The sequence below is a fragment of the Ottowia thiooxydans genome (genome assembly GCF_040548795.1).
In the GTDB taxonomy this organism is placed as follows: Bacteria; Pseudomonadota; Gammaproteobacteria; order Burkholderiales; family Burkholderiaceae_C; genus Ottowia; species Ottowia thiooxydans_A.
The window spans coordinates 24,086-49,026 of sequence record NZ_JBEPSH010000014.1 but is presented as its reverse complement, the minus strand read 5'-3'; the positions used below and the strand labels follow the sequence as shown (position 1 = coordinate 49,026).

Annotated in this window: 19 protein-coding genes; 7 read left to right on the top strand and 12 right to left on the bottom strand. The window is 58.8% G+C overall.

Going from position 1 to position 24,941, the window contains the following annotated elements:
* The first annotated feature begins 3 nt into the window (after positions 1-3).
* Positions 4-1,878, top strand: coding sequence for a dihydrolipoyl dehydrogenase (gene lpdA, locus ABIE13_RS25665; protein WP_354448830.1), 1,875 nt, complete (start codon positions 4-6; stop codon positions 1,876-1,878).
* A 695-nt stretch (positions 1,879-2,573) separates the two neighbouring features.
* On the opposite strand, the gene ABIE13_RS25655 is transcribed toward lpdA, so the two are convergent.
* The 3 genes from ABIE13_RS25655 to ABIE13_RS25645 form a co-directional block, all read right to left on the bottom strand.
* Complete coding sequence (locus tag ABIE13_RS25655; RefSeq protein ID WP_354448828.1) at positions 2,574-3,458, bottom strand: hypothetical protein; 885 nt, start codon at positions 3,456-3,458, stop codon at positions 2,574-2,576.
* A gap of 762 nt (positions 3,459-4,220) precedes the next feature.
* The gene (locus tag ABIE13_RS25650) at positions 4,221-5,399 is read right to left on the bottom strand and encodes a pyridoxal phosphate-dependent aminotransferase (protein WP_354448826.1); all 1,179 of its coding nucleotides are present in this window, start codon (positions 5,397-5,399) and stop codon (positions 4,221-4,223) included.
* A gap of 2 nt (positions 5,400-5,401) precedes the next feature.
* Positions 5,402-6,343 carry a CysB family HTH-type transcriptional regulator gene (locus ABIE13_RS25645; RefSeq protein ID WP_354448825.1) on the bottom strand — a complete coding sequence of 314 codons (942 nt, stop codon included), beginning with the start codon at positions 6,341-6,343 and terminating at the stop codon, positions 5,402-5,404.
* Between the two features lie 465 nt (positions 6,344-6,808).
* Between ABIE13_RS25645 and ABIE13_RS25640 the strand changes: the two genes are divergently transcribed.
* Complete coding sequence (locus tag ABIE13_RS25640) at positions 6,809-8,269, top strand: ankyrin repeat domain-containing protein (RefSeq protein WP_354448823.1); 1,461 nt, start codon at positions 6,809-6,811, stop codon at positions 8,267-8,269.
* 59 nt (positions 8,270-8,328) lie between these two features.
* Here ABIE13_RS25640 and ABIE13_RS25635 read toward each other — a convergent pair whose 3' ends face one another.
* Both ABIE13_RS25635 and mdeB read right to left on the bottom strand, forming a co-directional pair.
* Positions 8,329-9,375, bottom strand: a complete 1,047-nt coding sequence (locus tag ABIE13_RS25635) for an esterase (protein WP_354448821.1) — start codon at positions 9,373-9,375, stop codon at positions 8,329-8,331.
* A 172-nt stretch (positions 9,376-9,547) separates the two neighbouring features.
* Positions 9,548-12,118: an alpha-ketoglutarate dehydrogenase gene (mdeB, locus tag ABIE13_RS25630; protein ID WP_354448819.1), complete on the bottom strand. Its 2,571-nt coding sequence runs from the start codon at positions 12,116-12,118 to the stop codon at positions 9,548-9,550.
* 117 nt (positions 12,119-12,235) lie between these two features.
* On the opposite strand from mdeB, the gene ABIE13_RS25625 reads away from it, so the two are divergent.
* Positions 12,236-12,691, top strand: coding sequence for an Lrp/AsnC family transcriptional regulator (locus ABIE13_RS25625; protein WP_354448817.1), 456 nt, complete (start codon positions 12,236-12,238; stop codon positions 12,689-12,691).
* A 79-nt stretch (positions 12,692-12,770) separates the two neighbouring features.
* Here the strand turns inward: ABIE13_RS25625 and ABIE13_RS25620 are convergent, their stop codons facing one another.
* From ABIE13_RS25620 to lptF, 3 genes are read right to left on the bottom strand one after another with little or no spacing between them, the layout of a single operon-like run.
* On the bottom strand, positions 12,771-13,136 hold the full coding sequence (locus ABIE13_RS25620) for a sirohydrochlorin chelatase (protein ID WP_354448815.1): 366 nt from the start codon (positions 13,134-13,136) through the stop codon (positions 12,771-12,773).
* Complete coding sequence (gene lptG / locus ABIE13_RS25615; protein WP_354448813.1) at positions 13,133-14,290, bottom strand: LPS export ABC transporter permease LptG; 1,158 nt, start codon at positions 14,288-14,290, stop codon at positions 13,133-13,135. Before lptG ends, ABIE13_RS25620 begins: the two co-directional genes overlap by 4 nt.
* Positions 14,287-15,378 (bottom strand): LPS export ABC transporter permease LptF, encoded by a 1,092-nt coding sequence (gene lptF, locus ABIE13_RS25610; RefSeq protein WP_354448811.1) that lies wholly within the window; start codon positions 15,376-15,378, stop codon positions 14,287-14,289. Before lptF ends, lptG begins: the two co-directional genes overlap by 4 nt.
* Positions 15,379-15,401: 23 nt before the next feature.
* Here lptF and ABIE13_RS25605 point away from each other — a divergent pair, with 23 nt between their 5' ends.
* The 4 genes from ABIE13_RS25605 (at position 15,402) to ABIE13_RS25590 (ending at position 19,521) form a co-directional block, all read left to right on the top strand.
* On the top strand, positions 15,402-16,898 hold the full coding sequence (locus tag ABIE13_RS25605) for a leucyl aminopeptidase (RefSeq protein ID WP_354448809.1): 1,497 nt from the start codon (positions 15,402-15,404) through the stop codon (positions 16,896-16,898).
* 6 nt (positions 16,899-16,904) lie between these two features.
* Entirely contained in the window at positions 16,905-17,342 is a 438-nt protein-coding gene (locus tag ABIE13_RS25600; protein ID WP_354448807.1) for a DNA polymerase III subunit chi, read from the top strand.
* Between the two features lie 79 nt (positions 17,343-17,421).
* Positions 17,422-18,024, top strand: a complete 603-nt coding sequence (locus ABIE13_RS25595) for a hypothetical protein (protein ID WP_354448805.1) — start codon at positions 17,422-17,424, stop codon at positions 18,022-18,024.
* A gap of 363 nt (positions 18,025-18,387) precedes the next feature.
* Positions 18,388-19,521 carry a branched-chain amino acid ABC transporter substrate-binding protein gene (locus ABIE13_RS25590; protein ID WP_354448803.1) on the top strand — a complete coding sequence of 378 codons (1,134 nt, stop codon included), beginning with the start codon at positions 18,388-18,390 and terminating at the stop codon, positions 19,519-19,521.
* 126 nt (positions 19,522-19,647) lie between these two features.
* On the opposite strand, the gene ABIE13_RS25585 is transcribed toward ABIE13_RS25590, so the two are convergent.
* The 4 genes from ABIE13_RS25585 to ABIE13_RS25570 are packed head-to-tail and all read right to left on the bottom strand — an operon-like array spanning position 19,648 to position 24,920.
* Entirely contained in the window at positions 19,648-21,705 is a 2,058-nt protein-coding gene (locus tag ABIE13_RS25585) for a PP2C family protein-serine/threonine phosphatase (RefSeq protein WP_354448801.1), read from the bottom strand.
* Entirely contained in the window at positions 21,695-23,005 is a 1,311-nt protein-coding gene (locus ABIE13_RS25580; RefSeq protein ID WP_354448799.1) for a hypothetical protein, read from the bottom strand. Before ABIE13_RS25580 ends, ABIE13_RS25585 begins: the two co-directional genes overlap by 11 nt.
* Positions 23,005-23,778 (bottom strand): PDC sensor domain-containing protein, encoded by a 774-nt coding sequence (locus ABIE13_RS25575; protein ID WP_354448797.1) that lies wholly within the window; start codon positions 23,776-23,778, stop codon positions 23,005-23,007. Before ABIE13_RS25575 ends, ABIE13_RS25580 begins: the two co-directional genes overlap by 1 nt.
* The gene (locus tag ABIE13_RS25570) at positions 23,775-24,920 is read right to left on the bottom strand and encodes an ABC transporter substrate-binding protein (protein ID WP_354448795.1); all 1,146 of its coding nucleotides are present in this window, start codon (positions 24,918-24,920) and stop codon (positions 23,775-23,777) included. The genes ABIE13_RS25575 and ABIE13_RS25570 overlap by 4 nt, the downstream gene beginning before the upstream one ends.
* Between the last annotated feature and the right edge of the window lie 21 nt (positions 24,921-24,941).

Here is a 24,941-nt window from a genome sequence, read left to right as displayed (position 1 = left end):
GCCATGAGCGAAATTCAAGTCAAGGTACCTGACATCGGCGACGTCAAGGATGTCTCCGTCATCGAGTTGCTGGTCAAACCCGGTGATACGGTCAAGCAGGAGCAAAGCTTGATCACTGTCGAAAGCGACAAGGCTTCGATGGAAATTCCATCCAGCCACGAAGGCGTGGTGAAGTCCTTGTCCGTCAAGCTGGGCGACAAAGTCTCTGAGGGGTCAGTGGTTCTGGTCCTGGAAGCAGCCTCTGCAGCGGCTCCAGATGCGAGCAATGAGAGCAAGGCTGCAGCGCCTGCTGTGGCTTCTTCTTCTCCTTCCTCGTCACCCAATAGTGGCGCTGGGAACCAGCCACCTGCCGCCCCTCCTGCCGTCAGTGCCCCAGCGCCTGCTGCTGCCAGCTATGGTGGCGCAAGCGACCTGGAGTGCGACGTCGTGGTGCTTGGTGGCGGCCCTGGCGGATACAGCGCGGCCTTCCGGGCGGCGGATCTGGGCCTCAAGGTGGTGCTCATTGAGCGCTATGCCAGCCTGGGCGGCGTGTGCCTGAATGTGGGGTGCATTCCCTCCAAAGCTCTGTTGCACGTTGCAGCGGTCATGGATGAGGTGAGCCACCTGGCCGCTCTCGGGATCGATTATGGCGGTGCTCCCAAGCTGGACATCGACAAGCTGCGCGCCCATAAGGAAAAGGTCATCGGCAAGCTGACTGGTGGCCTGGGTGCCATGGCCAAGATGCGCAAGGTCACGGTGGTGCGCGGTTACGGCTCTTTCGTGGGGGCCAACCATATTGAAGTCGAGGAAACCAGCGGCACGGCTCAGGAAAAAACGGGCAAGAAGCAGGTGGTGCAGTTCAAGCGCGCCATCATTGCAGCCGGCTCCCAAGCCGTGCGCCTGCCCTTCATGCCTGATGACCCGCGTGTGGTGGATTCCACGGGTGCGCTGGCACTGAAGGAAGTCCCCAAGCGCATGCTCATCTTGGGCGGCGGCATCATAGGCCTGGAAATGGGCACGGTCTACAGTACGCTGGGTGCCCGTCTCGATGTGGTGGAAATGCTCGACGGCCTCATGCAAGGTGCTGACCGGGATCTGGTCAAGATTTGGCAGAAGATGAATGCCCCCCGCTTTGACAACATCATGCTGAAGACCAAAACGGTGGCGGCCAAGGCCACCGATGCAGGCATTGAAGTGTCATTTGAAGGGGAGGGTGCTCCGGCGCCCCAGACCTACGATTTGGTTTTGCAAGCCGTGGGCCGCAGTCCCAATGGCAAGAAAATCGGTGCTGATAAAGCAGGCGTGTCTGTCACGGACCGTGGTTTCATCAATGTCGATATCCAGATGCGCACCAATGTGGCCAACATCTTCGCCATTGGCGATATCGTGGGCCAACCCATGCTTGCGCACAAGGCGGTGCACGAGGCGCACGTGGCAGCTGAAGTGATCGCCGGTGAGCTCAAAGGCGATGAAGCGCTGGCACGCAGTGCTTTCAATGCGCGTGTGATTCCGAGCGTGGCTTATACCGATCCGGAAGTGGCCTGGGTAGGCTTGACTGAAGATCAAGCCAAGGCTCAAGGCATCAAGGTCAAAAAGGGCCTGTTCCCCTGGAACGCTTCGGGCAGGGCCATTGCCAATGGCCGCGACGAAGGCGTCACCAAGCTCCTGTTCGACGACAGTCCTGAGGCGCATGGTCACGGCAAGATACTTGGTGGTGGCATGGTGGGCACGCATGCCGGCGACATGATCGGCGAAATCGCGCTGGCCATCGAGATGGGCGCTGACGCCGTCGATATCGGCAAGACCATCCACCCGCATCCCACCTTGGGTGAGAGCATTGGGATGGCTGCGGAAGTTGCGCACGGCAGTTGTACGGACCTGCCACCGCAAAAAAGGTGATCCCCCTGAGTCGCTGGCGCGCCTTCCCCCCAAGGGGGGACGCAGCCAGCGGCCTGGAGAAAGAGGTTCCCCCTGAGGCGCTAGCGCGCCATCCCCCAAGGGACGCAGCCAGCGGCCTGGCAAAGCCAGCTCCGCGGCCACTCCGCATGGCCTGCTCCGTGGCCGTCTGACTTTGCTCCCTCTCCTGCGGGCGGGCGCCCGGCCAGGGGAGAGGGTTGGGCGGGGCCGGCCGACCGGTGAGGGCGGGGGTGTGAGGCGTGTGCTGGGTGATCTTTAAGGCGCGGATGCTTCTACGGGAGAGCTCTGAAATAGAACTGCGGAGTTCTATCGCGAATGAGCTTCGCCAAGCTCCTCGCAAACACCACTTACTACAACTTGGCCAGTCGCCCCATAGCCGCCTCCAGCGTCTCATCCTTCTTGGCGAAACAGAACCGGATCACTTTTCTGATCGTAACCATCGCGATAGAAAGCTGAGAGGGGAATAGCTCGACTCCGACTCCGACTTTGCGGATTAGCCATTTGTAGCTGACGAGCCGGGAGAGCAGAGCGCTGATTGAACACGCCCTGGCTTGCACGGCTTGGAGTTTTAGGGCCGTGCAAGACTAGGGGATTGAAGATCAGCACCGACAACCCGGTATGGCCAAATTAGTAGAGGAATCGGCCAGCCCGATCCGCTTCAGTTGTTGACTCAGACTTCAGTTGAAAACCACCTTGATCACTGCATAGCCCGACTTAATAAACAACTCATTGCTGGGGCCCACTGCAATAGCGTGAAGGTCGCGAACTTCCGTGACAACCGGCTCAAAGCGTTCAGAGGTTGGCGATTTTTTGTAAACCACTGCGTTAGTTCCAAGTCGCGGATTTCCTAAAGAGGCAGAGTAGACGTTACCCCGTGCATCCACGGCGATCCTCAAAGACGCCGGAATGTCTTTGGCAATGATGGCGCCAGACCGAACGTTTACTAGATCTATAGGCGTGTTAGTACCTGTGCAATAGGTAGGCGTATAGACATCGCCTTGGGGACTCGCTATGAAGTTGCCACCGTGTGTATTAAATGGAGGTGGAGCCTCCAAAACGTTTCCTGCGGAATCAATGGTCCTGTAGGGCGCAGCGTGGCGGTCATAGACATGCATAAGCCCGGTTGAATCGATCTGTATATTTCCCGGAGCGAGAAATGCCACATCCACTCCTTTACCTGAATAAGTGCTTCTCGATTCGTTCAGAACTCCTGCGAAAACAGATACGTTGCCGCCTGGCGTTATTTTCCAAATTCCTGCGCGACTGCCAAAAGGTTGGATCGCGGGAACAGAGCTAGAAATCTCGCAGCTTTCTCTGTCAATTTGAACCTCGAATTGACGCGGATCGCTAACATACAGATTACCCGCCTGATCGAATGCCAAACCATTTGCTGTAACAAAGCTTTTTAGAGGCATTGTTTCGGAAATGATGTCGCCTCGGGCAAAGGTCGAGACTGCTCCATTGGGGTTGATCTTTCTGACAGCATCCACGTTTTCCAGTTCAGAGACGGAAGCACATGGTTGGTCAGTTAAATAGACAGAACCGTCTGCCTTCACGGCCATTGCGTTCGTCCTGAGACCAAAGCGGCTGTCTTCAGGTGTATTCGAGTCAATTCGTCCACACGCAATATTGGGATCGTCTGAGAGGGACCCCGCGAGCAACGTCGCTATGCCATTAATCACCTTAGGGATGCCGGCAGGGGCAGGTGGCGGTGGCGGGGTAACCGGAGGGGGAGCGGGCGGAGGTGGAGCAGAAGAACGGTCGTCACCACCGCCACCACAGCCCAGGAGTACCGAACAAAATAGGGCTGCCAGAGCGAGCTTCTTTGGAGACGAAATTTCTTCCATAGCAAATACCTCAAAAAATATTCAAAGCCACATACTTCAATTTCAGCATAAGACCTGCCACCGCAGAAGAAGTAGCACCCTTGAGTCGCTGGCGCGCCATCACCCAAGGTGGGACGCAGCCAGCGGCCTGGAGAAAGAGGTTCTCCCCTGAGGCGCTAGCGCGCCATCCCCCCAAGGGACGCAGCCAGCGGCTTGGCAAAGCCAGCTCCGCGGCCACTCCGCATGGCCTGCTCCGCGGCCGTCCGACTTTGCTCCCTCTCCCGCAGGCGGGAGAGCAACCGTGTCAATGTGGTCTATCAAATTAAGTTAAGCATGCCAAGGAGTATTGGTTTTGAGCATGGCATTGAGGGTTGGGGTGAGGGCGGGGGCGTGAGTGAGGGCCGTGGCGTTGTTGAGGCGCCGAGGCTGGTCGAGATCGAAAACTGGATAGGCGACTGGGAAAGGCGGGAGGCCGCTTCCGCGCGCCGGCTCCTTGGTCTACAACTTGGCCAGCCGCCCCATAGCCGCCTCCAGCGTCTCCTCCTTCTTGGCGAAACAGAAGCGGATCACTTTCTGGTCGAACCCATCGCGATAGAAAGCTGAGAGGGGAATCGCTGCGACTCCGACTTCGCGCGTGAGCCACTGGCAGAATTCGCCTTCGGGCAGATCGCGCTCGGCAATGGCCAAGTTGTCTATGGATACGCACTGAAAATAAGTGCCCTCGCACGGAAGCAACCGGAATCTGGTCTTTTCCAGGCCTTTGCGGAACAGATCTCGCTTGGCGCCGTAGAACGCGGGCAGGTCCAGGTAAGGCCTGGGATCTTGCATGTACGTCGCCAGCCCTTGTTGCATGGGCGTGTTCACGGTGAATACGTTGAACTGGTGCACCTTGCGAAACTCAGCCATCAGGTGGGCAGGCGCGGCCACGTAGCCTATCTTCCATCCGGTCACGTGGTAGGTCTTGCCGAAGCTGCTGACGATGAAGGCCCGCGCAGCCAGGCCTGGATAGCGCGCCGCACTTTCATGCCGCAGCGGCGCATAGACCATGTGTTCGTACACTTCGTCGCTGATGAGCAGGACATTGGTGGGAGCCAGAAGGTCCTCCAGGCGCTGCATATCTGCCGGTGACCACACCGTGCCGCTAGGATTGTGCGGGCTGTTGATGATGATCGCGCGCGTCTTGGGGGACAGGGCTGCCGCGATCTTGTCGAAATCCGGACGGAAGCTGCCTGGGGTGAGCGGTACGGCCACCACTTTGGCACCCGTGAGTTCAATATTGGGCACGTAGCTGTCATAGCACGGCTCCAGAACAATCACTTCATCGCCAGGACCGGTGCAGCACAGGACAGCCGTCAAGATGGCCTGCGTCGCCCCGGCGGTCACGGTGATTTCGGTCGTTGCGTTGTAGGTGCGGCCATAAAGCGTTTCTATCTTCGACGCCACGGCTTCGCGCAGCGGGGCGACGCCCGGCATCGGCGGATACTGATTCAACCCCTGCCGCATGGCCGTGGAAACGGAGTCCACCAGCTTCGGGTCGCAATCGAAATCAGGAAATCCCTGGCCCAGATTCACGGCCTGATGTTCGGCGGCCAATGCCGACATCACCGTAAAAATGGTGGTGCCCACGTTGGGCAAGCGGGAGGGAAAGGCGGGGGTCTTAGGGCTCTCGGAGGTCATTCTTAGAGTTCGTAGTCGTTCACATGCCCGGTCATGGCCTTCATGATCAGATTGCGATCGAGGCGGTCTGAGAGGAGGCTCGCAAATTGGTACACGAAGTCGCGCAGATAGGCTCCTCGCTTGAGGGCAATACGCGCGACGTTCTGGCCAAGCAACTGGCCCAGGGGGCGGGTCACCAGATCCTGATCTGCTTCCCCCTTGACCGCCATCTCGGCGACGATGCCAATTCCCAGGCCCAAGCGCACATAGGTCTTGATCACATCGGAGTCAATGGCCTCCAGCGCGATGCGTGGGTCCAGATGCCGCTGGGCAAAGGCAGTGTCGATGCGGGTGCGTCCAGTGAACGAAGGGTGGTAGGTGATGATGGGCTCGGCGGCAATGTCTTCCAGCGCAATGCGCTCTTTCCTGGCCAAGGGATGGTTGTGCGGCAGCACCAGTACATGCTGCCATTCGTAGCAGGGCAGGGTGACCAACTCCGGATAGCTCGCCAGCGACTCGGTGGCCATGCCAATTTCGGCCGTTTCTTCTATCACCATGCGCGCCACCTGATCGGGCGAGCCTTGGTGCAGGCTGATATTGACCTTGGGATAGCTTTCACGCAGCTTGGCTACCGGCACCGGCAAGACGTAGCGAGCCTGCGTGTGGGTGGTGGCAATGGAAAGCGTGCCGCTGTCCTGGGCGCTGTACTGATCCCCGATGCGCTTGAGATTGCCGACCTCGCGCATGATGATGGCAATGCTCTCCAGCACATGTTCGCCGGGTTCTGTAACCCGCTTCAGCCGTTTTCCGTGACGGCTGAAGATCTCTATGCCCAGCTCTTCTTCCAATTCGATGATCGCTTTGGAAACCCCGGGCTGGGAGGTATGTAACGCCTTGGCCGCCTCCGTCAGGTTGAGATTACGGCGAACAGCCTCCTGAACGAAACGAAATTGGTGGAGGTTCATAGAGTATGGGTATATAAATTTCCTTAATTATGCGATATCCGTCTAACGATTTGGCGCGCGAGCCCATGCTCCGATGCGTCATCTGACTTGAAAATGTGTCAGGTTTCTAACGGATTCCACGGTTTCAAGGCAGATGGGGTCAAACAAGTGGCCTCAGCGGTAAAGAGCTCCCGCTCCAATCTCTCCACTCTCCGTTCCCTGGCATTGCGGCCAACGGCTGGTCGCGGTTTCAGCCCGTGCCCTGGCTGCCCCCGGAATCGATGCGCTGGTCTTGCCGCCATTGAAAAAATAATCCTGCCGTGCGCAAGGGATGGAACTCACAGCCTGGAGGTGTCACTCACTTCCTGCAACCGGTTGAAGTCAAGTCGTTGGCTGCGTAACTTTCACGAAAGCCATCGCCTGGTGCGCTCCCCGACGCCCATGACGAGGTTTCCCGGTTTTTTCCTTTTTTCCCAGAGTTTCCATATGCCACGTGACGTTACCGCTACCCCTGTCTCCATCAACCCGATGGGTCGCCACTCGCTCACGAGCGGCGCTCACTCATCGTCAACACCGCATCAAGCTGTAGATGGGCTCGCCACGGTCTCCAACACCGGCCTGGCATCGTCGATGCAGGCCGACAAACAGGTGTGCGCGCAAGATGTCGGCAACGGGCCCCTTGCGGGCGCGTCCCTGCCTTTAACCGAAAGCCCTGCTGGCGTACACGGGGCATTGCCTGCCAGTGCAGAACCTGCACTGACCGCCGAGGAAGTCTTGAATCGTTCACTCCGGGAAGCGGCCGCTCTAGGGCACGTAGAAGGCCTCGCTGCATCCATCGCTGCCGGAGCCAGCCTCAATGCCACCAACAAGAGCGGATCGACTGCGCTCATGATCGCCGCCCAGCGAGGCAAGCTGGAAGCGGTGAAGATGTTAGGAGCGGCCGGAGCGGACATACATGCCACCAACAAGAAGGGGGAAAGCGCGATATCGCTCGCAGTCGCGCAAGGACATGCGCACGTGGTGAAAGAGTTGCGCTTGCAAGGAGCGCGGCTCTCGTACTTGCAGCTCGAGATGAACACGCCTGCGCTGAAGAGGTTCATAGACGCCGGTAATTGGCCCGTGTCGGCTGCTTTGATCGCAGCGGGCGTGAACACCTTTGCGGCCTTCGGTCAGGGATTGGTGACGCAGTTGAGTCCAATGGTTTTGCGCGGTCTGTTGGGCGCAAACGATGTGGCAAGGGCCGCTATGAGGTGCTCGCTTGCATCGACGGGAGCACTGCAGGTCGACCTCGATTGCGCCATGGCATGCGTTGCTGCAATGAAATATCCTGAGCTTACGAAAGCTTTGCATGCGATGGGCGCTCGCATGCCTGATAGCTGCAAGGCCGGTGCGGAGCGTGGGTTGAGGGATATGGTTCGAACCAACGACAGAGCGGGCGTTCAGGCGTGGCTGGAAGCCGGGGTAAGCGTGAATGCGGTCAATCAGGACGGGGTTTCTGCGCTGATGTACGTCACGCAAGTTCCTTCTTTGGACCTCCTTGAGTTGCTGATCAACGCCGGGGCGGATCCAGAGCTGTTTGACAAAGATGGTGAGACAGCCTTGATTTACGCCGCCAAGAGAGGAAACCAGGGAGCGGCGGATATGTTGCTTCGTCACGGGGTCGATGCCGGGTTGAACGGCCCGGGGAGTCCTTCCGCACTTCAGTGGGCCCTTACGCTGAATCACCTTGGTGTAGCGAATCGGCTGTTGGAAAGCGGCGCGCAGTGCACGCCTCAAGATCTGTTGAACGCAGTGCGCTCGTTGACGGCTGGCTTGCCAGACGCCCAGATCAGTCCCCGCGATCTATTGCAAATGGCCACACTGCGTGCACTCCATGCGGGGCTTGTGCATTTGGCTGCGGTGATCCCCACAGATGTCGAGGCGGTGCAAACCTATTCCATGATTTAACGCGGGTCAACGTGGGGCCTTGCCTTGGCGCGTTGCGGGTAGCGGAGGGCTGGGCCTCCCTATTTATAGAGACGTTGCTTGACCAGCCAATCCTGGATGATGCCAGCGATGACGTCGCTGTTTTTATCCATCATGATCATGTGCGAATTGCCTTTGATGCCGATACTTGGCAGGTCAATGACGTCTACATTTCCACCGGCTGCTCGCAACGCGTCGAAATAGCGCCCTCCGTTGGCGCGAATGGTGGGCCATCTTGGGTCCTGCGCAATGTAGTCGCCGTAGATCGCAAGAACTGGCACGTTCTTCATCTTCGTCGCGTCTTCCACCGCACCGGTAGCAGCAGGCTCGACCATGACGAGTGCCTTGACCTTATCTGGTCGTGCCTGCGCCACCCGGGCGCCAAACAGTCCAGATTGTGAATGGACGATCACCACACAAGGACACACCTTATCGACCAGTTCGGTATAGGCGGCAATGGTTGGAGCGTCGGTGGAGGTCCAGCGCGGCACGTTCTGTTTCGTGAATTGGTCATAGGCCTCCACCGGGAACTGATTGCCCGGCAGCAGCTTCATTCGCTGCGGGTCCTTGCTGTAGGAGCCGGCGCCTTGCCCAATTCGAAAGCGCTCGAAAGGGTTTTCCTTGGTCAGGTAAACCGGTTCAGTCTGGAAAATGTCCGGATACATCGCAAAGCCTGAACGCCCACGCTCAACGGCGTCCGAGTTGTAGGTTGGCCAGCCTTTCTTGACAAAATAGTTGAGCCAACCCTCGCGGCCGTCCGGTGTAGTCTCATAGGTCACACCGCTGAGCCCACCGCCATGCCACATCAGCAGAGGCAGAGCTCCGCGCGGATCTTTGGGAATGAAGTACTGCACGTACATCTGCTCCACCTGGTAGACCCCATTGGGATCAAACTTGGCTGGCACACCGCCTGCGGTCAGGGCAATTTCCTTGACTGGACGGCCACTCAGCACCACCTCTCGGCCGCCGACATGAAACGATCCCATCTTCTCAAGCTGGATGGGTGCCTGCGCGCACCCCATCAGGGTGGCGAACGGCAGGCTCAATGCCAATGCCCTAGTCAACCTGGCCGCTGTTGAATTTTTCATTTGTCTCTTTCTTGGATTGATCTTGCGAATGGAAAGCCATTCATCATCGAGCTCGAAAGAGAATTTGATAATTGCGAGTTATCTATGAGTCGATGCATGGCATCGATTACTGAAATGTGGTCGGAACGGCGCGCAGAGGTAATCTGGCAACTGGCCCCTCTCAGAACACCTCCTAATTGAGAAGCTTTTTCGCAGCCGCCGCAATGCTCATCGCATCGACCTGAAAAAACGCTCTCAAAGCCGCACGGGTGTCGCTTCGTCCAAAGCCATCCGTGCCCAGGGTGCGCATACTCCGCCCGGCGGGTATCCATGCCCGCACAGATTCAGCCACCGCGCGCACGTAGTCACTGGCCGCCACGATGGGCCCCTGGGTTTGTTCGAGAAGGGTGTGGAGGTGGCTCGCCTGACCATGGGCCACCCCGTCGCGAGCCAGTTCGCTCCAACTCGTCACGCTGATCACGTCTACCCTCATCCCTTCACTGGCCAACTGCTCTGCGGCACGAATCACTTCGTTGAGGATGGCGCCCGAACCGAGTAGCGTGGCGTGAGGGCCCGACGCCTGCCCGTAGCTTGCAAACTTGTACGCCCCGCGAAGAACATCCTTGGCCACGCCCTCGGGCAAATCCGGCTGGGCATAGTTTTCATTCATCAGAGTGACGTAGTAGAAAACGTCCTTTTGCTCCACCATCATCTCTTGCATGCCGGCATCGAGAATGACAGCCAGTTCACCCGCGAAGGCCGGGTCGTAGGCTTTGCAGTTGGGAATGGTGGCAGCCACCACGTGGCTGCTTCCGTCCTGGTGCTGCAATCCTTCGCCACCCAGGGTGGTGCGGCCAGAGGTCGCGCCCAGCAGGAAGCCGCGTGCGCGCTGATCCGCCGCTGCCCAGATGGCATCACCCACGCGCTGAAAGCCAAACATGGAGTAGTAGATGTAGAAGGGCAGCATGGCAAAGCCATGCACGCTGTAGCTGGTGGCTGCGGCAGTCCAACTGGCAATGGCCCCCGCCTCGCTGATGCCTTCTTCCAGAATCTGACCATCCAGCGCTTCGCGATAGCTCAGCACGGAACCAATATCTTCCGGCGCGTAGCGCTGGCCCACGCTGCTGTAGATGCCTACTTGCTTGAACAGGTTGGCCATGCCAAAGGTACGCGCCTCATCAGCCACGATGGGGACAATGCGAGGCCCCAAGCCTGGGTCCTTCAGCAAGGCACCCAGCATGCGCACAAAGGCCATGGTGGTGCTCATTTCCTTGCCGTTGGCCTGCAGCGCGAAGCTGGCGTACTGGTTCATTTCAGGCACGGCGACTTGATCGCAAGCGGTTTCTCTGCGGGGCATGGATCCACCCAGGCGCTCGCGATGCTCAAGCAAATAGCGCATCTCCGCACTGTCCTGATGTGGCTTGTGAAAGCTCAGGCTGGTCGCCTGTTCATCTGTCAGCGGCAACTGAAAGCGGTTGCGGAACTCAATCAGATCACCAGCGTCCAGCTTTTTCTGGCTGTGCGTCGTCATCTTGCCCTGGCCCGCAGCACCCATGCCATAGCCCTTCTTGGTATGGGCCAACACGACAGTGGGCTGGCCTCGGTGCGACGCAGCCGCAGCGTAAGCGGCGTGGATTTTCACGATGTCGTGACCACCGCGTTTGAGGCGGTCAATCTGCTCATCCGTCAGGCCCTGCACCAGGGACGCGAGTTCCGGACTCTGACCGAAGAAATGCTCGCGGTTGTAGCGGCCATCCTTGGCTGCAAACGTCTGCATCTGACCGTCCACCGTGTCTGCGAAGGTCCTGGTCAAAGCGCCGCTGCTATCGCTGGCAAAAAGCCCATCCCAGTCGCTTCCCCAGATCAGCTTGATGACATTCCACCCAGCACCCGCAAACAGGCGCTCCAACTCGTCAATGATGCGCCCGTTCCCGCGAACCGGCCCGTCCAGGCGCTGCAAGTTGCAGTTGACCACCCACACCAGGTTGTCGAGCTTCTCCCGCGCAGCCAATGTGAGCGCGCTCATGGACTCGGGCTCGTCCATCTCTCCGTCACCAAATACGCCCCAGACTTTGCGACCTTCGCAGTTCAGCAATGCCCTGTGCGAGAGGTAGCGCATGAATCGGGCATGGTAGATGGAACTGATGGGACCAAGTCCCATGGAGCCGGTGGGGAACTGCCAGAAATCAGGCATCAGCCACGGGTGGGGGTAGCTGCACAACCCGCGTGCGCCCTGTTCTGGCGCTGTGATTTCCTGCCGGAAGTGCAGCAGATCGGCTTCGCTCAGGCGGCCTTCCAGAAAAGCACGGGCATAGACCCCGGGTGCGCTGTGCGGTTGAAAGAACACCAGGTCGCCGCCCTGCTGAGGGGTGCGGGCGCGGAAGAAATGATTGAACCCCACCTCGAACAGGTCGGCCGCGCTGGCATAGCTGGCTATATGCCCGCCGAGTTCTCCGTAAGCCTGGTTGGCTCGCACCACCATGGCCAGCGCGTTCCAGCGCATCAGCGAAGCCAGTTTTTCCTCCAACCCAAGATCGCCCGGGAATGCCGGCTGTGCATGGGCAGGTATGGTGTTGACATACGGCGTATTGAGGTCGGGCTGCCAATCGAGCTGGTGGCTGCGGGCCAGCCGGACCAGTTCATCCAGAATGAAGCGCGCGCGTGTGCTCCCGGCATTGGCAGCCAGGGCTGTGAAAGCCTCGCGCCACTCTGCGGTTTCGGCTGGGTCGGAATCTGATTTCAAAAGAGGTATGGGGGCGTTCATACCAAAGACTTTAGATAAATCCCTGCCGCATGTGCTGCTTATTTATTCTGAGTCTTTAATATTTCACGGCAGAATATGCTGTTGAATACATGAAATTCAATCAATAAGGCGTACAAGGTGGATAAAGTCGATAGGAGCATTTTGCGAGAGCTGCAAAGCGACTCATCTCTGTCCAATGTGGAATTGGCTCGGCGCGTCGGGCTTTCTCCTTCACCTTGCCTGGCGCGCGTCAAAGCGCTGGAAACCCGTGGCGTGATCCGCCAATATGTGGCTTTGGCCGATGCCTCCAAGCTGGGCTTGGGCCTCAATGTGTTCATCAACATCAGCCTGCGCACCCAGAGCAAGGACGCCCTGGCCCGCTTTGAGCAGCGTATTGCCGAGCAGGAGGAGGTGATGGAGTGCTACCTGATGACGGGCGATTCCGACTATCTCATCCGCGTTGTCGTGGCGGATATGGCCGCCCTGGAGCGCTTCATTCTTGATCAGCTCACGCCTATTGCGGACATAGAAAAAATCCGCTCCGGCTTTGCGCTCAAACAGGTGAGGTACAAAACGGCCTTGCCGCTGGCCTGAACTGCACTTGAATCACTTCAGTGCGGTAAACCCCCGCGAAGGCGCGATTTCACGGGCAGGTCGTTTGAGGTACCGCACACTAACCCAGCGCAGATCTCGCCATGGTTTCGAGCACGTCCGGGTGCTCTCCAATGGCGGGTTGCAGGACAAACTCAACGGCAGGGTGCTGGGCGCGCAATTCTTCGACCAGCCGGGGCAGGTCTTCTCGTGCATGCCGCCCGGTGCCGAGGAACATCGGCCAGATGGTGATCGCACGCACGCCCTCAGCAAATAATTGGTTGACGGTACTGGGGAGGTCGGGCTCCGTCAACTCGAGGTAGGCGCAAACGACGCGCGCGCCGGCCTGAATTTGTCGCATGCGCTCCGCCACGGCTTCGATAGGTGCGCGCCATGCGGGATCGCGAGAGCCGTGAGCGAACAGTACGATGGCCCGCGGACCGCTCATTGCCTGACCACCAACCATCGAAACGCTCCAAGGGAAATCAGCGAATAAAGCAAGCCCGGTGCGGCCGCAGCCATCCAGGGCTCCCAGTTGCGAAGGTTTCCAATAAAGCCGAATACGTTGTTGAGCAGGAAAAAGCTGATGCCCGCCAGCACGCCCATGAACACATAGCCAGTGATGTTGCCAGAGCGGAAATGCAGGTAGGCAAAGGGCAGGGCAAGCACCATCATCACGAGGCAACTTAAGGGATAGAACACCTTGCGCCAGAACTGGATTTCATAACGTTGAGCGCTCTGTCCGTTGTCATCCAGATGGCGGATGTACTGGAACAGATCGACCGTCTGCATGCGGTCCGGACTCAGCAGCGCTGCGGCCACCATGTCTATGGACAGGCTCGTGGGCCAGCGCAGTTCTGGCAACGCAGAGTTGCTCACCTGGGGGCGCTTATCGCCGCTCAGGCCTTGGTTGGCCTGAGATTTCGATGCATTCGACGCATTCTGCGTGGCCAGCTCAAACTCTCGGCGCTGCACGTTTTGCAAGGTCCAGGCATCGTCGTCGCCCACACGCGCCTGAGCCGCCTTGGTGGTCGACAACAACCGGCCCTGGGCGTCGAACTCAAAGATTCTCACGTTGCTCATGCTGCCCGACGGGGAAAGCGCTGCCACATTCACGGAGTAACTGCGGTCATCCTGTCTATCCTTGAGCCAGGCGCCCGTTTGTCCAACTGTCAGTTCGCCTGAAAATCTTCCTTTGAGAATCTGGCCAGCGCGGTTGGCTTCTGGAGCCAGATAGTCCCCACAGATGAAGGTCAGGGCGACAAACCCCACCCCCAGCGTCAGCAGTGTGCCTAGAGCGCGCCCGGGCCCCAGGCCGCTGGTTCGCAATATGGTGAACTCCGAACTTTCTGCCAACCGGGCCATGACGTAGATGGTGCCAATGAGCACTGCAATCGGCAGCAGCTCATACATGTGCGCAGGCACCAGCAACGCCACATAGAGCAAGGCCATGGGCAGGGTGTAGCCCTGGGGTGCCAAACGGTTCAGGGCCTGGAGTTCGTCAACAAAGTCGAAGAAAAAGAACAGCAGAAGAAAGGCCACTATGACGAAACCGACGGCACGCAGGATTTCGCCGTAGATGAGGCGCCGTATCGTGTTCATTCAGGCTTTCCTTTCCGGCGGCCCCAGCTCAGCCAGTTGCCCTGTCTGACCATCATCCACGTCAGTGCCATCAGCAGGATGCTTCCATGTAGCGCCAGCACGAACACGAAGAAATTCACTCGCCCATTGGCAATCCAGGACTGGCCGACGTTCACAAGGTTGTAATAACTGACAAAGACGAAGAGCGCAAAAATCAACCCGGCACTGCGGCCTACTCGCGGGTTGACCTTGGTGGCAGCCAGCGCAATGACCACGCAATTGGCAGCTGCAAACAACAGGCCCAGCCGCCATGAAAGCTCGGACAGGTTGAGCACGGTAGGCTCCATGACCAGCGCCGGCGTGGTTTTGAACCGCGGTGAATCGTCATTGTTGGTGGCAAGGGTACGATCGCTCACGTGAACCCCGTACTCGACGAATTCGCTCACACGCGATGAGCCGGTTTCCAGATCCGTCTGCAAGCGTTGCCCGTTGTTCAGCATGAGGAAGCGGTCACCTTGGACGACTTCGACACTTCCGCTCTGAGCGGATGTGACCGATTCGCGCTGGTTTTCCACATCCGAGATGAAAATGTTTCTGCCTGTTTCGCTTCCTGCCGAGGCCTTGTCAATGAAGAACACGCGTTGACCTCCTGCGGATTCCTGGAATTGTCCCGGCGTCACACGCTCTACGTCACCCCTGCTTTCGTAGCGATCGCGCAATTCGCGGACTTGCAGGTTGGCCCAAGGCCAGACGACCAATGCCAGCAGACCCACGACAAGCAGCACAGGCGCGGAAAATCGCATGATAGGCCTGAGGAAGGAACTCAGGTTTTGTCCGCAGGAGAACCACACCACCATCTCACTGCTCGCATACATGCGCGTGAGGGTGGAGGTTACGGATATAAAGAGACTCAGCGTCAGAATGGTGGGCAATTGCCCCAGCACGGTGAAGCCCATCACGAGAAAAACCTCGGAAGGGTTTACTCTGCCGACCGAGGCTTGTCCCAGTGTGCGGATCAGAATCATGGTTACCACGATCGTCACCAGCACCACCAGGGTGGCACCGAAACTGCGGTTGAGCTCCTTGCGAAACGACGAATGGAATAACATCGGCTGAAAGGAAAAGGTAGATTATGAACTTCGAGTTGAAGACCTTGCGCTTGGATGGGGCTGCTTCCGTGAAATCCGGCGCACTCATCGTATTGGTTTCTGAAGGCTTCGAGCTGGGTGAGGACGCCGTCTCGGTGCTGATCCGGCGCGCTATAGACGCCGGAGATTTCAAAGCTGAGGGCGGTTTGCTCCAGACTTATGGCGCTGCGCGCGTGACATCTGCCCGGCTGATTCTGGCAGGTATTGGCGATGGTTCTCCAGCCTCAGTGCGCAAGGCCGTTGTGGCTGCCATGGCCGCACTCAAAGGCTCCTCGGTCAAGGAACTGGTGATTTGCTTCGCTGCGGCCCCCCAGGGCGCTGCCGTCCACGCCGCCTTGCAGGCCGCGTCTGACGCCACCTATGTCTACACGGCAACCAAAAGCAAGGCCGAGCCCAGCAAACTGGCTCGCGTGCAACTGGGTGTGCCTGATGCTGCCACGGTTCGCGACACTTTTGAACAAACGGTTGCCATCTTGCGCGGCGTTGAGTTGGCGCGTGAATGGGCCAATCGCCCTCCCAATCACGCCACGCCGGTGCATCTGGCGGATGCTGCCCGTGAACTTGGAAAAGCCGACCGGTTTGACTGCGAAATTCTGGGTCCCAAGGAAGTCAGCAAGCTGGGTATGGGGGCCTTCATGGCCGTCGCTCAAGGCTCCGATCAGGAGCTTCGCCTGATCGTGCTGCGCTATAACGGTGCCGGAAAATCCAGTGCGCCCGTGGCGCTGGTTGGAAAAGGCATCACCTTTGACACCGGCGGTATTTCACTCAAGCCCGCTCCCGAGATGGACGAGATGAAATACGACATGAGTGGCGCTGCCAGCGTGCTGGGTGTTTTCCGTGCCCTGGCGGAGTTGAAACCTGCCATCAACGTCGTCGGCCTCATTCCTGCCTGCGAGAACATGCCCGATGGCCGTGCGGTCAAACCGGGTGATGTAGTCACTAGCATGAGCGGCCAGACCATCGAAATCCTGAATACCGACGCTGAAGGCCGCCTGGTGCTGTGCGATGCACTCACTTATGCGCAAAAGTTCAAGCCACGCGCCATGATCGACATCGCCACGCTCACCGGCGCCTGCGTCATTGCGCTGGGCGGTGTACGCAGCGGCCTGTTTTCCAATCGCGATGACCTGGCAGACGCTCTGATGCAAGCCGGCATGAAAGCGCAGGATCTGTGCTGGCGCATGCCGCTGGACGACGAATACGCAGAAGGCCTGAAGACCAACTTCGCCGATGTGGCCAACGTCGGAGGGCGCCCCGCTGGCGCTGTAACGGCCGCTAAATTCCTGCAACGCTTCGTTGAAGACACCCCTTGGGCGCACCTCGATATCGCCGGCACAGCCTGGAAAGGTGGCGCTGCTAAAGGCGGATCGGGCCGCCCTGTGGGCTTGCTGGTGCAGTATCTGCTTTCCCAGGCAGGTGAGCCTGTGCAGGCGGAGAAAAAGGCCGGCGATTCCAGCAAAGGCAAGAAAAAGCGTGCTTGATTCTGCATGGCTGTCCAGATGACCGGAGTGGAGTTTCACTTCAACGTGCCTGACAAGTTGGGCTACGCCTGCCGCTTGCTGCGCAAGGCGTACAGCGCCGGCGCCAAAGTAGGCGTGTTGGGTGACAAAGAAACTTTGCTGGCCCTGAATGCAGCGCTTTGGACCTTTTCTGCGCTGGATTTCATACCGCACTGCGCCGCTTCAGCCAAGCCTTCCATGCTGGCGGCGACCCCCATCGTCCTGGCCCTGGACGCCAGCCGCTTACCCCATACCCAGGTGCTCCTGCACCTGGGGCAGGAAGTACCCGAAGGGTTCGAGCGCTTTGAACGCCTGCTGGAGCTGGTAAGCCAGGACGAAACCGATCGCGCCAACGCCCGCCAACGCTGGCGCCACTACGCCAGCCGCGGCTACGCCATCGAACAGCACGGCCTTGGGCGCGGTTAAGCCTTGAGTTGCCCCTGGTGAAAATACCTCATGGACCCGGCATCATGCAAGGTCAAATCTACACGGACTAAGTTGAGCCATGCCTCTGGACGAGCCCCCACCATCCCGGCAGCCACCCCGTTTCGTGCCTACGCTCACGGAAATCTTCGTTCCCACAGGCGCGGCCAGTGCTGCGCCTGACGAGCCGTCACAAGGTCCGTTGCACGATGGCCACTCTGACCAGCCTACGGATGCGTTGCCGGGGCAGCCAGAGGATCTATCTGCCGACCAGTCCCAAGGGGACCACGCCCTAGATCAGCACCTGGATCAAGCTATGGAGCATGGTATTGGTGCATCAGCGCACCACAGACACGCTCCATCGGACTATCAAGTTCCATACCAGGCTGCTTATGCGCCAGCCTATCAATCAACAAGCCAACACGTCGTTGCACCTGATCAGCAACCCCCGGGGCCCTTGTTTCGAGCATCTTTGCCCGAGGAGCGAAACGTTTACCTGCCAGATACTGCGGTGATCGAGCTACTGGCCCGCATGGGGCCCGAGCTCGATGCAAGACTGAGCGAAACCATCGCGCAAGTACTGCATGAGCAGATGCCCCTGCTCAATGCCCGCATCCGGCAGGCGGTAGCGGAGGTGGTGCGCGAAACGGTAGCCAAGGCGGCCGCCAACCCTGAGCGCCGCTAGCGACGATCTTCTCAGAGAGCCTGATGCAGGCGCGCCCGCCTAATTGAGCTTTGTGCAGTTTGGCGAGCAGTGCACGGTCTTGAGTGCAGACCAGTGAATTGAACCAAACGCCTTGTCTATAGGGGTTGACCCACCTTAATTGCCTTGCACCCTGGTGCGCAAGGGCGGTGACTCGCGTGCGCTGTTGCGCTTACGCACTCTCTTGACCGCCTGAGCGTTGATCCTGACCTGGTCGTCCGTTCGGTTGACACCATAAGGAGCGCCACCCCTAGCGTGTTCCCTATGTTGTTGGCCCGAAATTTGCGTTAACGTTTATGCCCGTTGAGCACAAATCAAGTTCAACCATTTAAATCTGGAGGCTTTATGCAACTGAAGATGAGTCTGGTGGCCGTCGCCGCCCTGGCAACCGTGTCCGGTTTGGCGTTTGCGCAAGATGTGCAGGTGGTCAAGATTGGTAGCGTGGCGCCTATGTCCGGCCCGCAGGCCCACTATGGCAAGGACAACGAAAACGGCGTTCGCATGGCCGTGGCAGACCTCAACAAGCAGAACATCGTCATTGGCGGCAAGAAGATCAAATGGGAAATGCAGTCGGAAGACGATGCTGCAGATCCCAAGCAAGGCACGGCGGCTGCACAGAAACTGTGCGACGCCAAGGTCAACGGTGTGGTCGGCCACTTGAATTCCGGCACCACCATTCCAGCGTCCAAGGTCTATAACGACTGCGGCATTCCTCATGTCACTGGCGCTGCGACCAACCCAGACCTGACCAAGCCAGGCTACAAGACCACCTACCGCATCATCGCCAATGACAATGCGCTGGGCGCTGGTCTGGCCTTTTATGCCGCTGACGCACTGAAGCTGAAAAAGGTCGCTGTGATTGACGACCGTACCGCTTACGGCCAGGGCGTGGCAGACATTTTTGAAAGAACCGCCAAGTCCAAGGGCATCCAGGTGGTTGATCGCCAATTCACCACCGACAAGGCAACTGACTTCATGGCCATCCTGACCGCCATCAAGGCCAAGGCCCCTGATGCTGTGTTTTACGGCGGCATGGACGCCCAGGGCGGCCCTATGCTGCGCCAGCTTGAACAACTTGGCATGAGCAACGTCAAGTTTTTTGGCGGTGATGGCATCTGCACACAGAAGCTGAGCGAGCTGGCAGCCAACTCCAAGGTTCTGAACAATGTGGTTTGCGCCGACGGCGGATCTTCGATTCAGAAAATGCCTGGCGGCATCGAATGGAAGAAGCGTTACGACGCTGAATTCCCCAATCAGTTCCAGATCTACAGCCCCTACACGTACGATGCCGCCATGTTGCTGGCGGATGCCATGAAACGTGCCAACTCGGTCGATCCCAAGGTCTACACCCCCAAGCTGGTCGAATCCAACTACAAAGGTGTGACTTCGCTCATCCAGTTCCAGCCCACTGGCGAGATGAAGAACCCCACCATCACGCTGTCTGTCTATAAAAATGGCCAGAAAACAGCGCTGAACTGATCGCCATCGGGGCTTGGCCCCGAACGCGAGTTCGCCATACCCCCCAGCCTGGATGCTGTGTCCAAGCTGGGGGTTTTTTATTCGTCGGAGAGTGCCTGCCCTCGATCAACAGCTTTGAGGGAACACTTAGTGTGAGCTCTTCCTGGGTCCGAGAAATCTGGCCGTTACGAGAGTAATGTCGTCCGTTTGAGGCGCTCCAGCTTCAAACTGCCGCACAGCTTCAAGCAAAACCTCGGGGAAGTCGCTGTTGGGTGCCTTGTATTCGCTGGCCAGTGCATTCAGTCTGGACTCACCAAACAGGCTTCCTTCGGGATTGGCGGCTTCTGTGACGCCATCTGTATAGAGAAGCAGCGTATCGCCTGGATTCAGCTGGACGCGCCCCTGTTTGAACTTGATGTCTTCCATGACAGCCAAAGCCATGTTCTGGCCTCGTGGCATGTCTTCCACCGCTCCATCTGCGCGCATGAGCAGGGGAGGGTTGTGGCCTGCGTTGACATAATCGAGCGCGCCGCTCTCCAGGTCGAGCACGCACAGGAATACGGTCACGAACATCATCTGCTCGTTTTCTGCACATAGCTGCTCGTTCAACCGTTCAATGATGTCGGCAGGTTCCTGTAAAAACTGGGCAATGTTCTTCAGCAAGGTCCGTGAGATGGCCATGAAAAACGCTGCGGGAATTCCTTTTCCGGATACGTCGGCCACCACCATGGCCAGACGGCCATCTTTCATGAGGAAGTAGTCGTAAAAATCACCGCCCACTTCTTTGGCCGGCACCATCAGCGCCGATACTGCCGCTGCTTCGGTGGGAGGCGCGGAGCGTGGCAAGATGGAAAGTTGCATCGTGCGGGCAATCTCCAGTTCCTGCTGCAAGCTGATCAATGTGGCTTGCTGGGCCATGGCCTCGCGCAATTTATGAAGCAGGCCCACCAGCCGGTGCTGCTGCGTGGTCACCAGGTCGGACATACGTCCCAGCACGCCTGCCAACTTGACGAGCGAATTGTCTGAATGCGCATCTTGCGCTTCGGGTGGGGGTTCCAGGGCCGTCAGAACCTCGATGCGCGCCTGTTCATCCAGAGTGTCTGCAAGCTGGCGCAATTGGCCGCGGATCAGCCGCTCCTGTTGCTGGTGCGTGCGCAAGCGCTCGTCCCGCAGCATTTGAAGGTTGAACATCTCATCGCGTAGCGCAGCCACGCTGCGGGCAATCTGACCTGCTTCATCGGGTAAGGCCTGGTCGTCTTCATCAGGGGTAGCCCGCAGGTCTCCGCTGGCCAATCTGTCCAGCACCCCAACGGAGCGCGCCAACGGGCCCAGCGCATGGCGAAGATAGGCAAACACTGCCAAGCCCAGCATCGCCAGAATCAACAGGGCTCCCCCCACAGACAGCAGATCCATCCGTTGGTTCTCATTCTCCTGGTCTGTAATGTCCCAAGCGGTCAGGACCGCCCCAATGGGGCGGCCGTTGAAACCGGCCAGGGGGGTGGTCGCGGTCATCCAGTGGCGCCCATCTGGAGAGGAGGTCTGGGCGACGTTGGATCGTCTTGTCAATAGAGCCGCGCCGTCGTCAATGGCCAGGCCAGGCAGCCTTCCAGAGATCTCACGGCCACGCAAGTTGATGATGAAGCTTTCACCCGCCACTGTGCGGTTCATTTCAGGCATCAGATACCCCAGGCTCTGGCCGATAGCCAAGATGCCTGGAGCACTTTCCGGCCCGAAACGGCGCAATGCCACCATGTAATACCGTTCGCGCGAAGACTGGCTAAGGCCCGTCTGCATCTCGTCGGTGGACAGTGACCGCGTCAGCCAGCCAGTGTCCACCATGGGCTGTTGTTGCAAGGCGGTGGAACTGGTATGGGCAAGCACACGTTTTTCGTCGTACCAATCCGCACGCCATCCTGGATGTTGCTCAAGAATGGGCTTGAGGGCAGCGCCGAGGGCCTCAAGGTCACGCTTGTTCCAGGCTTTCGCGACGTCCGGTTTGGCCAGAGCCTGGTCGAGCGCGGCTTGCAATCTGCCCAGAGATTCGGCTTGCAGCTTGTTCCATGCAATGGATTGAGATTGCAACAGCACCTGGTTGTAGCGACGCGTCATTTCACCGTCGCGTTGCCATTCCCACGCGCTCCCGACGAGCCACAGCGCTGTCATGGAGGCGAGCATCAGCGCCGTGATGCGAGTCTTAAGCTGCATGCCGAGCTCCCTCAGATGGATGCGCGGAGACCGGCGCCCGGGGGCCTAGAAGCGGCAGAAGCAAGGCCAGGATGCCGCACAAAGCCAGCAAGGCATAGCCCAGGCTGTCCCATAGTTGAAACACCCGCGGCGCCCCCGCTATTTGCGCCAGCAAGCCAAAGCCTAGTCCAAATACGGCGCTACCAAGCACAAGCCCATACCGCGCGTACACGGTGTTATTCAACCAGTTGAAGCGGTATGAGATGCCCAGCAGGACTGCCAGCAGAGCCAATCCGCCTGCGGCGGTCAGCGCAAGCGGATAGCCAGGCAGCGCCGCCATGGGCGCCGAGGCGAACAGGCCCAACATGACGCCGCGCCAGCGCTGGCGTGCTGCTTGTGCACTCAGGAGGGGGGCGGCTACAAGGTGCGCAGTCTCGGATGAGAGCTCAGGTACACGCTTGCTCAAAATGGCTTGAACGTCTGCGTCTGCGTCTGCGTCTGCGGGCGGGTGTGCAGCTGGTTCTATGTCGGCGCCGGCGGCAGGGGCAGTCAGTTCAAACCGGTCACCACCAATGGTCTCTGCCAGCACTCGATCCAGCGAGTGGCGTTTCTCAAAATCTGGTTCGGTCTGCCGCAGCGACTGGGCCAGGCGTAGAACGCGCAAGTGCTGTTCGCTGACATGGCGCAATTGCTCCACCAACCAGGGAAGTCGCCTGTCGAAGTTCTTGCGGCTGACGCGGGGCGGGCGCGTCGCCAGATCGCCTGTGGCAATGCGTTCACAGCACTCCATGACCAGCCTCTCACGTCTGAGCACCGCGCCGGTCAAAGAGAACCGCAGCGCTTCATTGGCCAGGCCTGCGATGAGCGCTATCAATACCGCCACGGGTAGGCCCCAAGGCAACAGTAACGCCGACACCCGGGGCTGGCGCCAGAGCAGCTCCAGGCTGGCCACGGAAGCACCTTGGTGCGTGACGGGTATCACCACCAGCGGCAGCGTGTCTGTCTCGGTAACGCCGTTTTCCTTGAGGATGCGACCTTGCTGGTCCACCAGCGCAATCCGAACGATAGCGGAGAAGCTTTGTGTGCGCTGGTGGAAAAGATCTTCAACACCTTCCAGATGATCGACTGGAACGCCGACGTTGATGGCCAACTGAATCTGGTCTGCGACTTCTTCTGCGATGAGATGGGCGCGCGCCTCGGCCTCGTGGTAGGCCGTGTCACGCAACTGAGAGATAGCGACCCAGCTCACCATCAATGCCACCAGCGTGAGCAGCACGAGCCCCGCAGTGGCAAATCGCCGCGCTATTTTCACCGGCGACATCAGTGGCTATCCTCGTTGCGCTTGAGGGCATCAAGCCCTGCTTCCATGCGGGCGTCGATTTCTCTCAGGCGCGAGGCCGCCAGCTCCATGGCCGCGTCGTCCCTTAAGTTGGCCAGTTTTCGCAGTAGCCAGATGGCCAGCAGTAAACAGGCCACGCTCACACCAATGCTGCCTGCCAGTGTGACCCCCAGCAGATACCAGGGTGAAGGTGAAGGCGGAATAGGCGAGGTGATGCTGATGTGGCCTGCAATTTCTCCGAACGGGCCTCGTATGGGCATGCCCAGAGTGAAACCGTTCTCATGGATGACCGACCAGGACGCCGTGGCGGTGCTTCGAGCCTCGCCCCTGCCTCCGGTCGACTGGCTGTGTGCGCTGGCGGCGAGCCAGCTTGAAGGCACGCGGTCTCCAATGGCGCCTCTGTCCGTATTGAAAAGTGACAATGCATTGGCATCGAACACTTCTGCAGAGAGCAGAGACGGGTCATCAGATAAGAGGTCTTCCAGCAAGGCTTGCGCCTGCTGGCTATCGATCAGCTCAAACCCAAGGGCCAGGCTGGTTTCAAGGCGCTCCTTGATGCCCTGAAGTGCAATTTCCAAACGGGCCTCGCGCAACTCTTGCGCTTGAGAGCGTTGCAAACTCAGCAACAGGGCCGCCAAAAGCAGCAGACCACACATGGCCACCAACCACCACCGGCCTGCCACTTCCACGCAGGCTGACAGCGTGATTCTTGGTGGAAGCCAATCGGTGATGCCAGACTTCAGGGGTGGATTCACTTGATCACCTCCGCCACGTTAAGCAGTACCAACGGCGGATAGAGCTCCAGTTTCTTGGCAGTTTGCATATTGATCAGAAGTGAAAACCGCTGAAGCGGCTCGGCCGGGATGGTTTCCACCGGGGTCTGGTCAATCAGGATCTGACTGGCTTTGTAGGCAGCAAATCTCCCCACGTTGGCACCGTTCGCAAACAGCCCGAACATGCAGTGAGACTGCCGCACGATGCTCTCTGTCGTGCAGAAGGTTGGCACTCTCGCTTCAATGGCCGCCTGCGTTACGAGATCTCGGTGCGTGAGGGCCAGAAAAGAGCTGGGCGCTATGTAAAGAAAATCGGCTTTCCTTGAAGCCAGTCGCTGAATGAGTTCAGGAAGCGCATTGGCGTCAGCTTCCCCGTTGGCGTTCAGGGGCAGGGTTTCTTCCAGCAGCTCAAAACCCGTTTCCGTTGCAGCCCGCTGCAACGCTTTGGCGATGCTCTGCGTATTGGACTCGGTCGGGTTCGTGATGTAGCCCAGACGCTGGAAAGGCCGGTAACTGCTGATCGCTTTGAGTTGTGCAGCCAGCGGCGCGACATGGCTCACTCCAGTGAGGTTGCGCTCCGGCGGGGCGAGTTGCTGCAACAGCCCGGAACCGACTGGATCTGTGACTTCGGTGAAGACAATGGGAAGGTCGCGAATGTGCGTCGTTGCATCGGCAGCATCATATTTTCCTGCCAGGGCCAGTGTCGTACTTGTAGACCAGGAATAGATCAGATCAGGTTTGAGCGATCGCACGGCTTCTATGAGCGCAGGCCCGTCTTCTGGACGATCCGAATAATGCACGCTCTCGAATTTGACGGATAACCCTCTTTTCACCAGATAGTCCCGAAAGCCCGCTTCCACGTTTTGTTCAGCGCGTGAGAGCACCATGGCAATGGTGTAAATTTTTTGGGGGCTGGTCGCATGCCCCGTAAAAATATGGCCGATCATCATCATCCATCCGAGCGCCAGCGCCCACGTGACTCCACGCGGCCGCCTCTGCTCAGCAGGTGGGTGGGCAGTTGGGTGGGCAGTCGCAGTAGGGCGAATAACGGAAGATGAAGTCAATGTCGTGGCGTGGATGAGTTTTTTCTCGAATCGAATTTGCCAACGGATGCGCAACAGCATTCATCCGTGAGCCACAACCTG

Coding starts and splice junctions, on each gene's coding strand:
- lpdA (WP_354448830.1), top strand. CDS start 4: ATGAGCGAAATTCAAGTCAAGGTACCTGACATCGGCGACGTCAAGGAT.
- ABIE13_RS25655 (WP_354448828.1), bottom strand. CDS start 3,458: ATGGCCGTGAAGGCAGACGGTTCTGTCTATTTAACTGACCAACCATGT.
- ABIE13_RS25650 (WP_354448826.1), bottom strand. CDS start 5,399: ATGACCTCCGAGAGCCCTAAGACCCCCGCCTTTCCCTCCCGCTTGCCC.
- ABIE13_RS25645 (WP_354448825.1), bottom strand. CDS start 6,343: ATGAACCTCCACCAATTTCGTTTCGTTCAGGAGGCTGTTCGCCGTAAT.
- ABIE13_RS25640 (WP_354448823.1), top strand. CDS start 6,809: ATGCCACGTGACGTTACCGCTACCCCTGTCTCCATCAACCCGATGGGT.
- ABIE13_RS25635 (WP_354448821.1), bottom strand. CDS start 9,375: ATGAAAAATTCAACAGCGGCCAGGTTGACTAGGGCATTGGCATTGAGC.
- mdeB (WP_354448819.1), bottom strand. CDS start 12,118: ATGAACGCCCCCATACCTCTTTTGAAATCAGATTCCGACCCAGCCGAA.
- ABIE13_RS25620 (WP_354448815.1), bottom strand. CDS start 13,136: ATGAGCGGTCCGCGGGCCATCGTACTGTTCGCTCACGGCTCTCGCGAT.
- lptG (WP_354448813.1), bottom strand. CDS start 14,290: ATGAACACGATACGGCGCCTCATCTACGGCGAAATCCTGCGTGCCGTC.
- lptF (WP_354448811.1), bottom strand. CDS start 15,378: ATGTTATTCCATTCGTCGTTTCGCAAGGAGCTCAACCGCAGTTTCGGT.
- ABIE13_RS25605 (WP_354448809.1), top strand. CDS start 15,402: ATGAACTTCGAGTTGAAGACCTTGCGCTTGGATGGGGCTGCTTCCGTG.
- ABIE13_RS25600 (WP_354448807.1), top strand. CDS start 16,905: ATGGCTGTCCAGATGACCGGAGTGGAGTTTCACTTCAACGTGCCTGAC.
- ABIE13_RS25595 (WP_354448805.1), top strand. CDS start 17,422: ATGCCTCTGGACGAGCCCCCACCATCCCGGCAGCCACCCCGTTTCGTG.
- ABIE13_RS25590 (WP_354448803.1), top strand. CDS start 18,388: ATGCAACTGAAGATGAGTCTGGTGGCCGTCGCCGCCCTGGCAACCGTG.
- ABIE13_RS25585 (WP_354448801.1), bottom strand. CDS start 21,705: ATGCAGCTTAAGACTCGCATCACGGCGCTGATGCTCGCCTCCATGACA.
- ABIE13_RS25580 (WP_354448799.1), bottom strand. CDS start 23,005: ATGTCGCCGGTGAAAATAGCGCGGCGATTTGCCACTGCGGGGCTCGTG.
- ABIE13_RS25570 (WP_354448795.1), bottom strand. CDS start 24,920: ATGCTGTTGCGCATCCGTTGGCAAATTCGATTCGAGAAAAAACTCATC.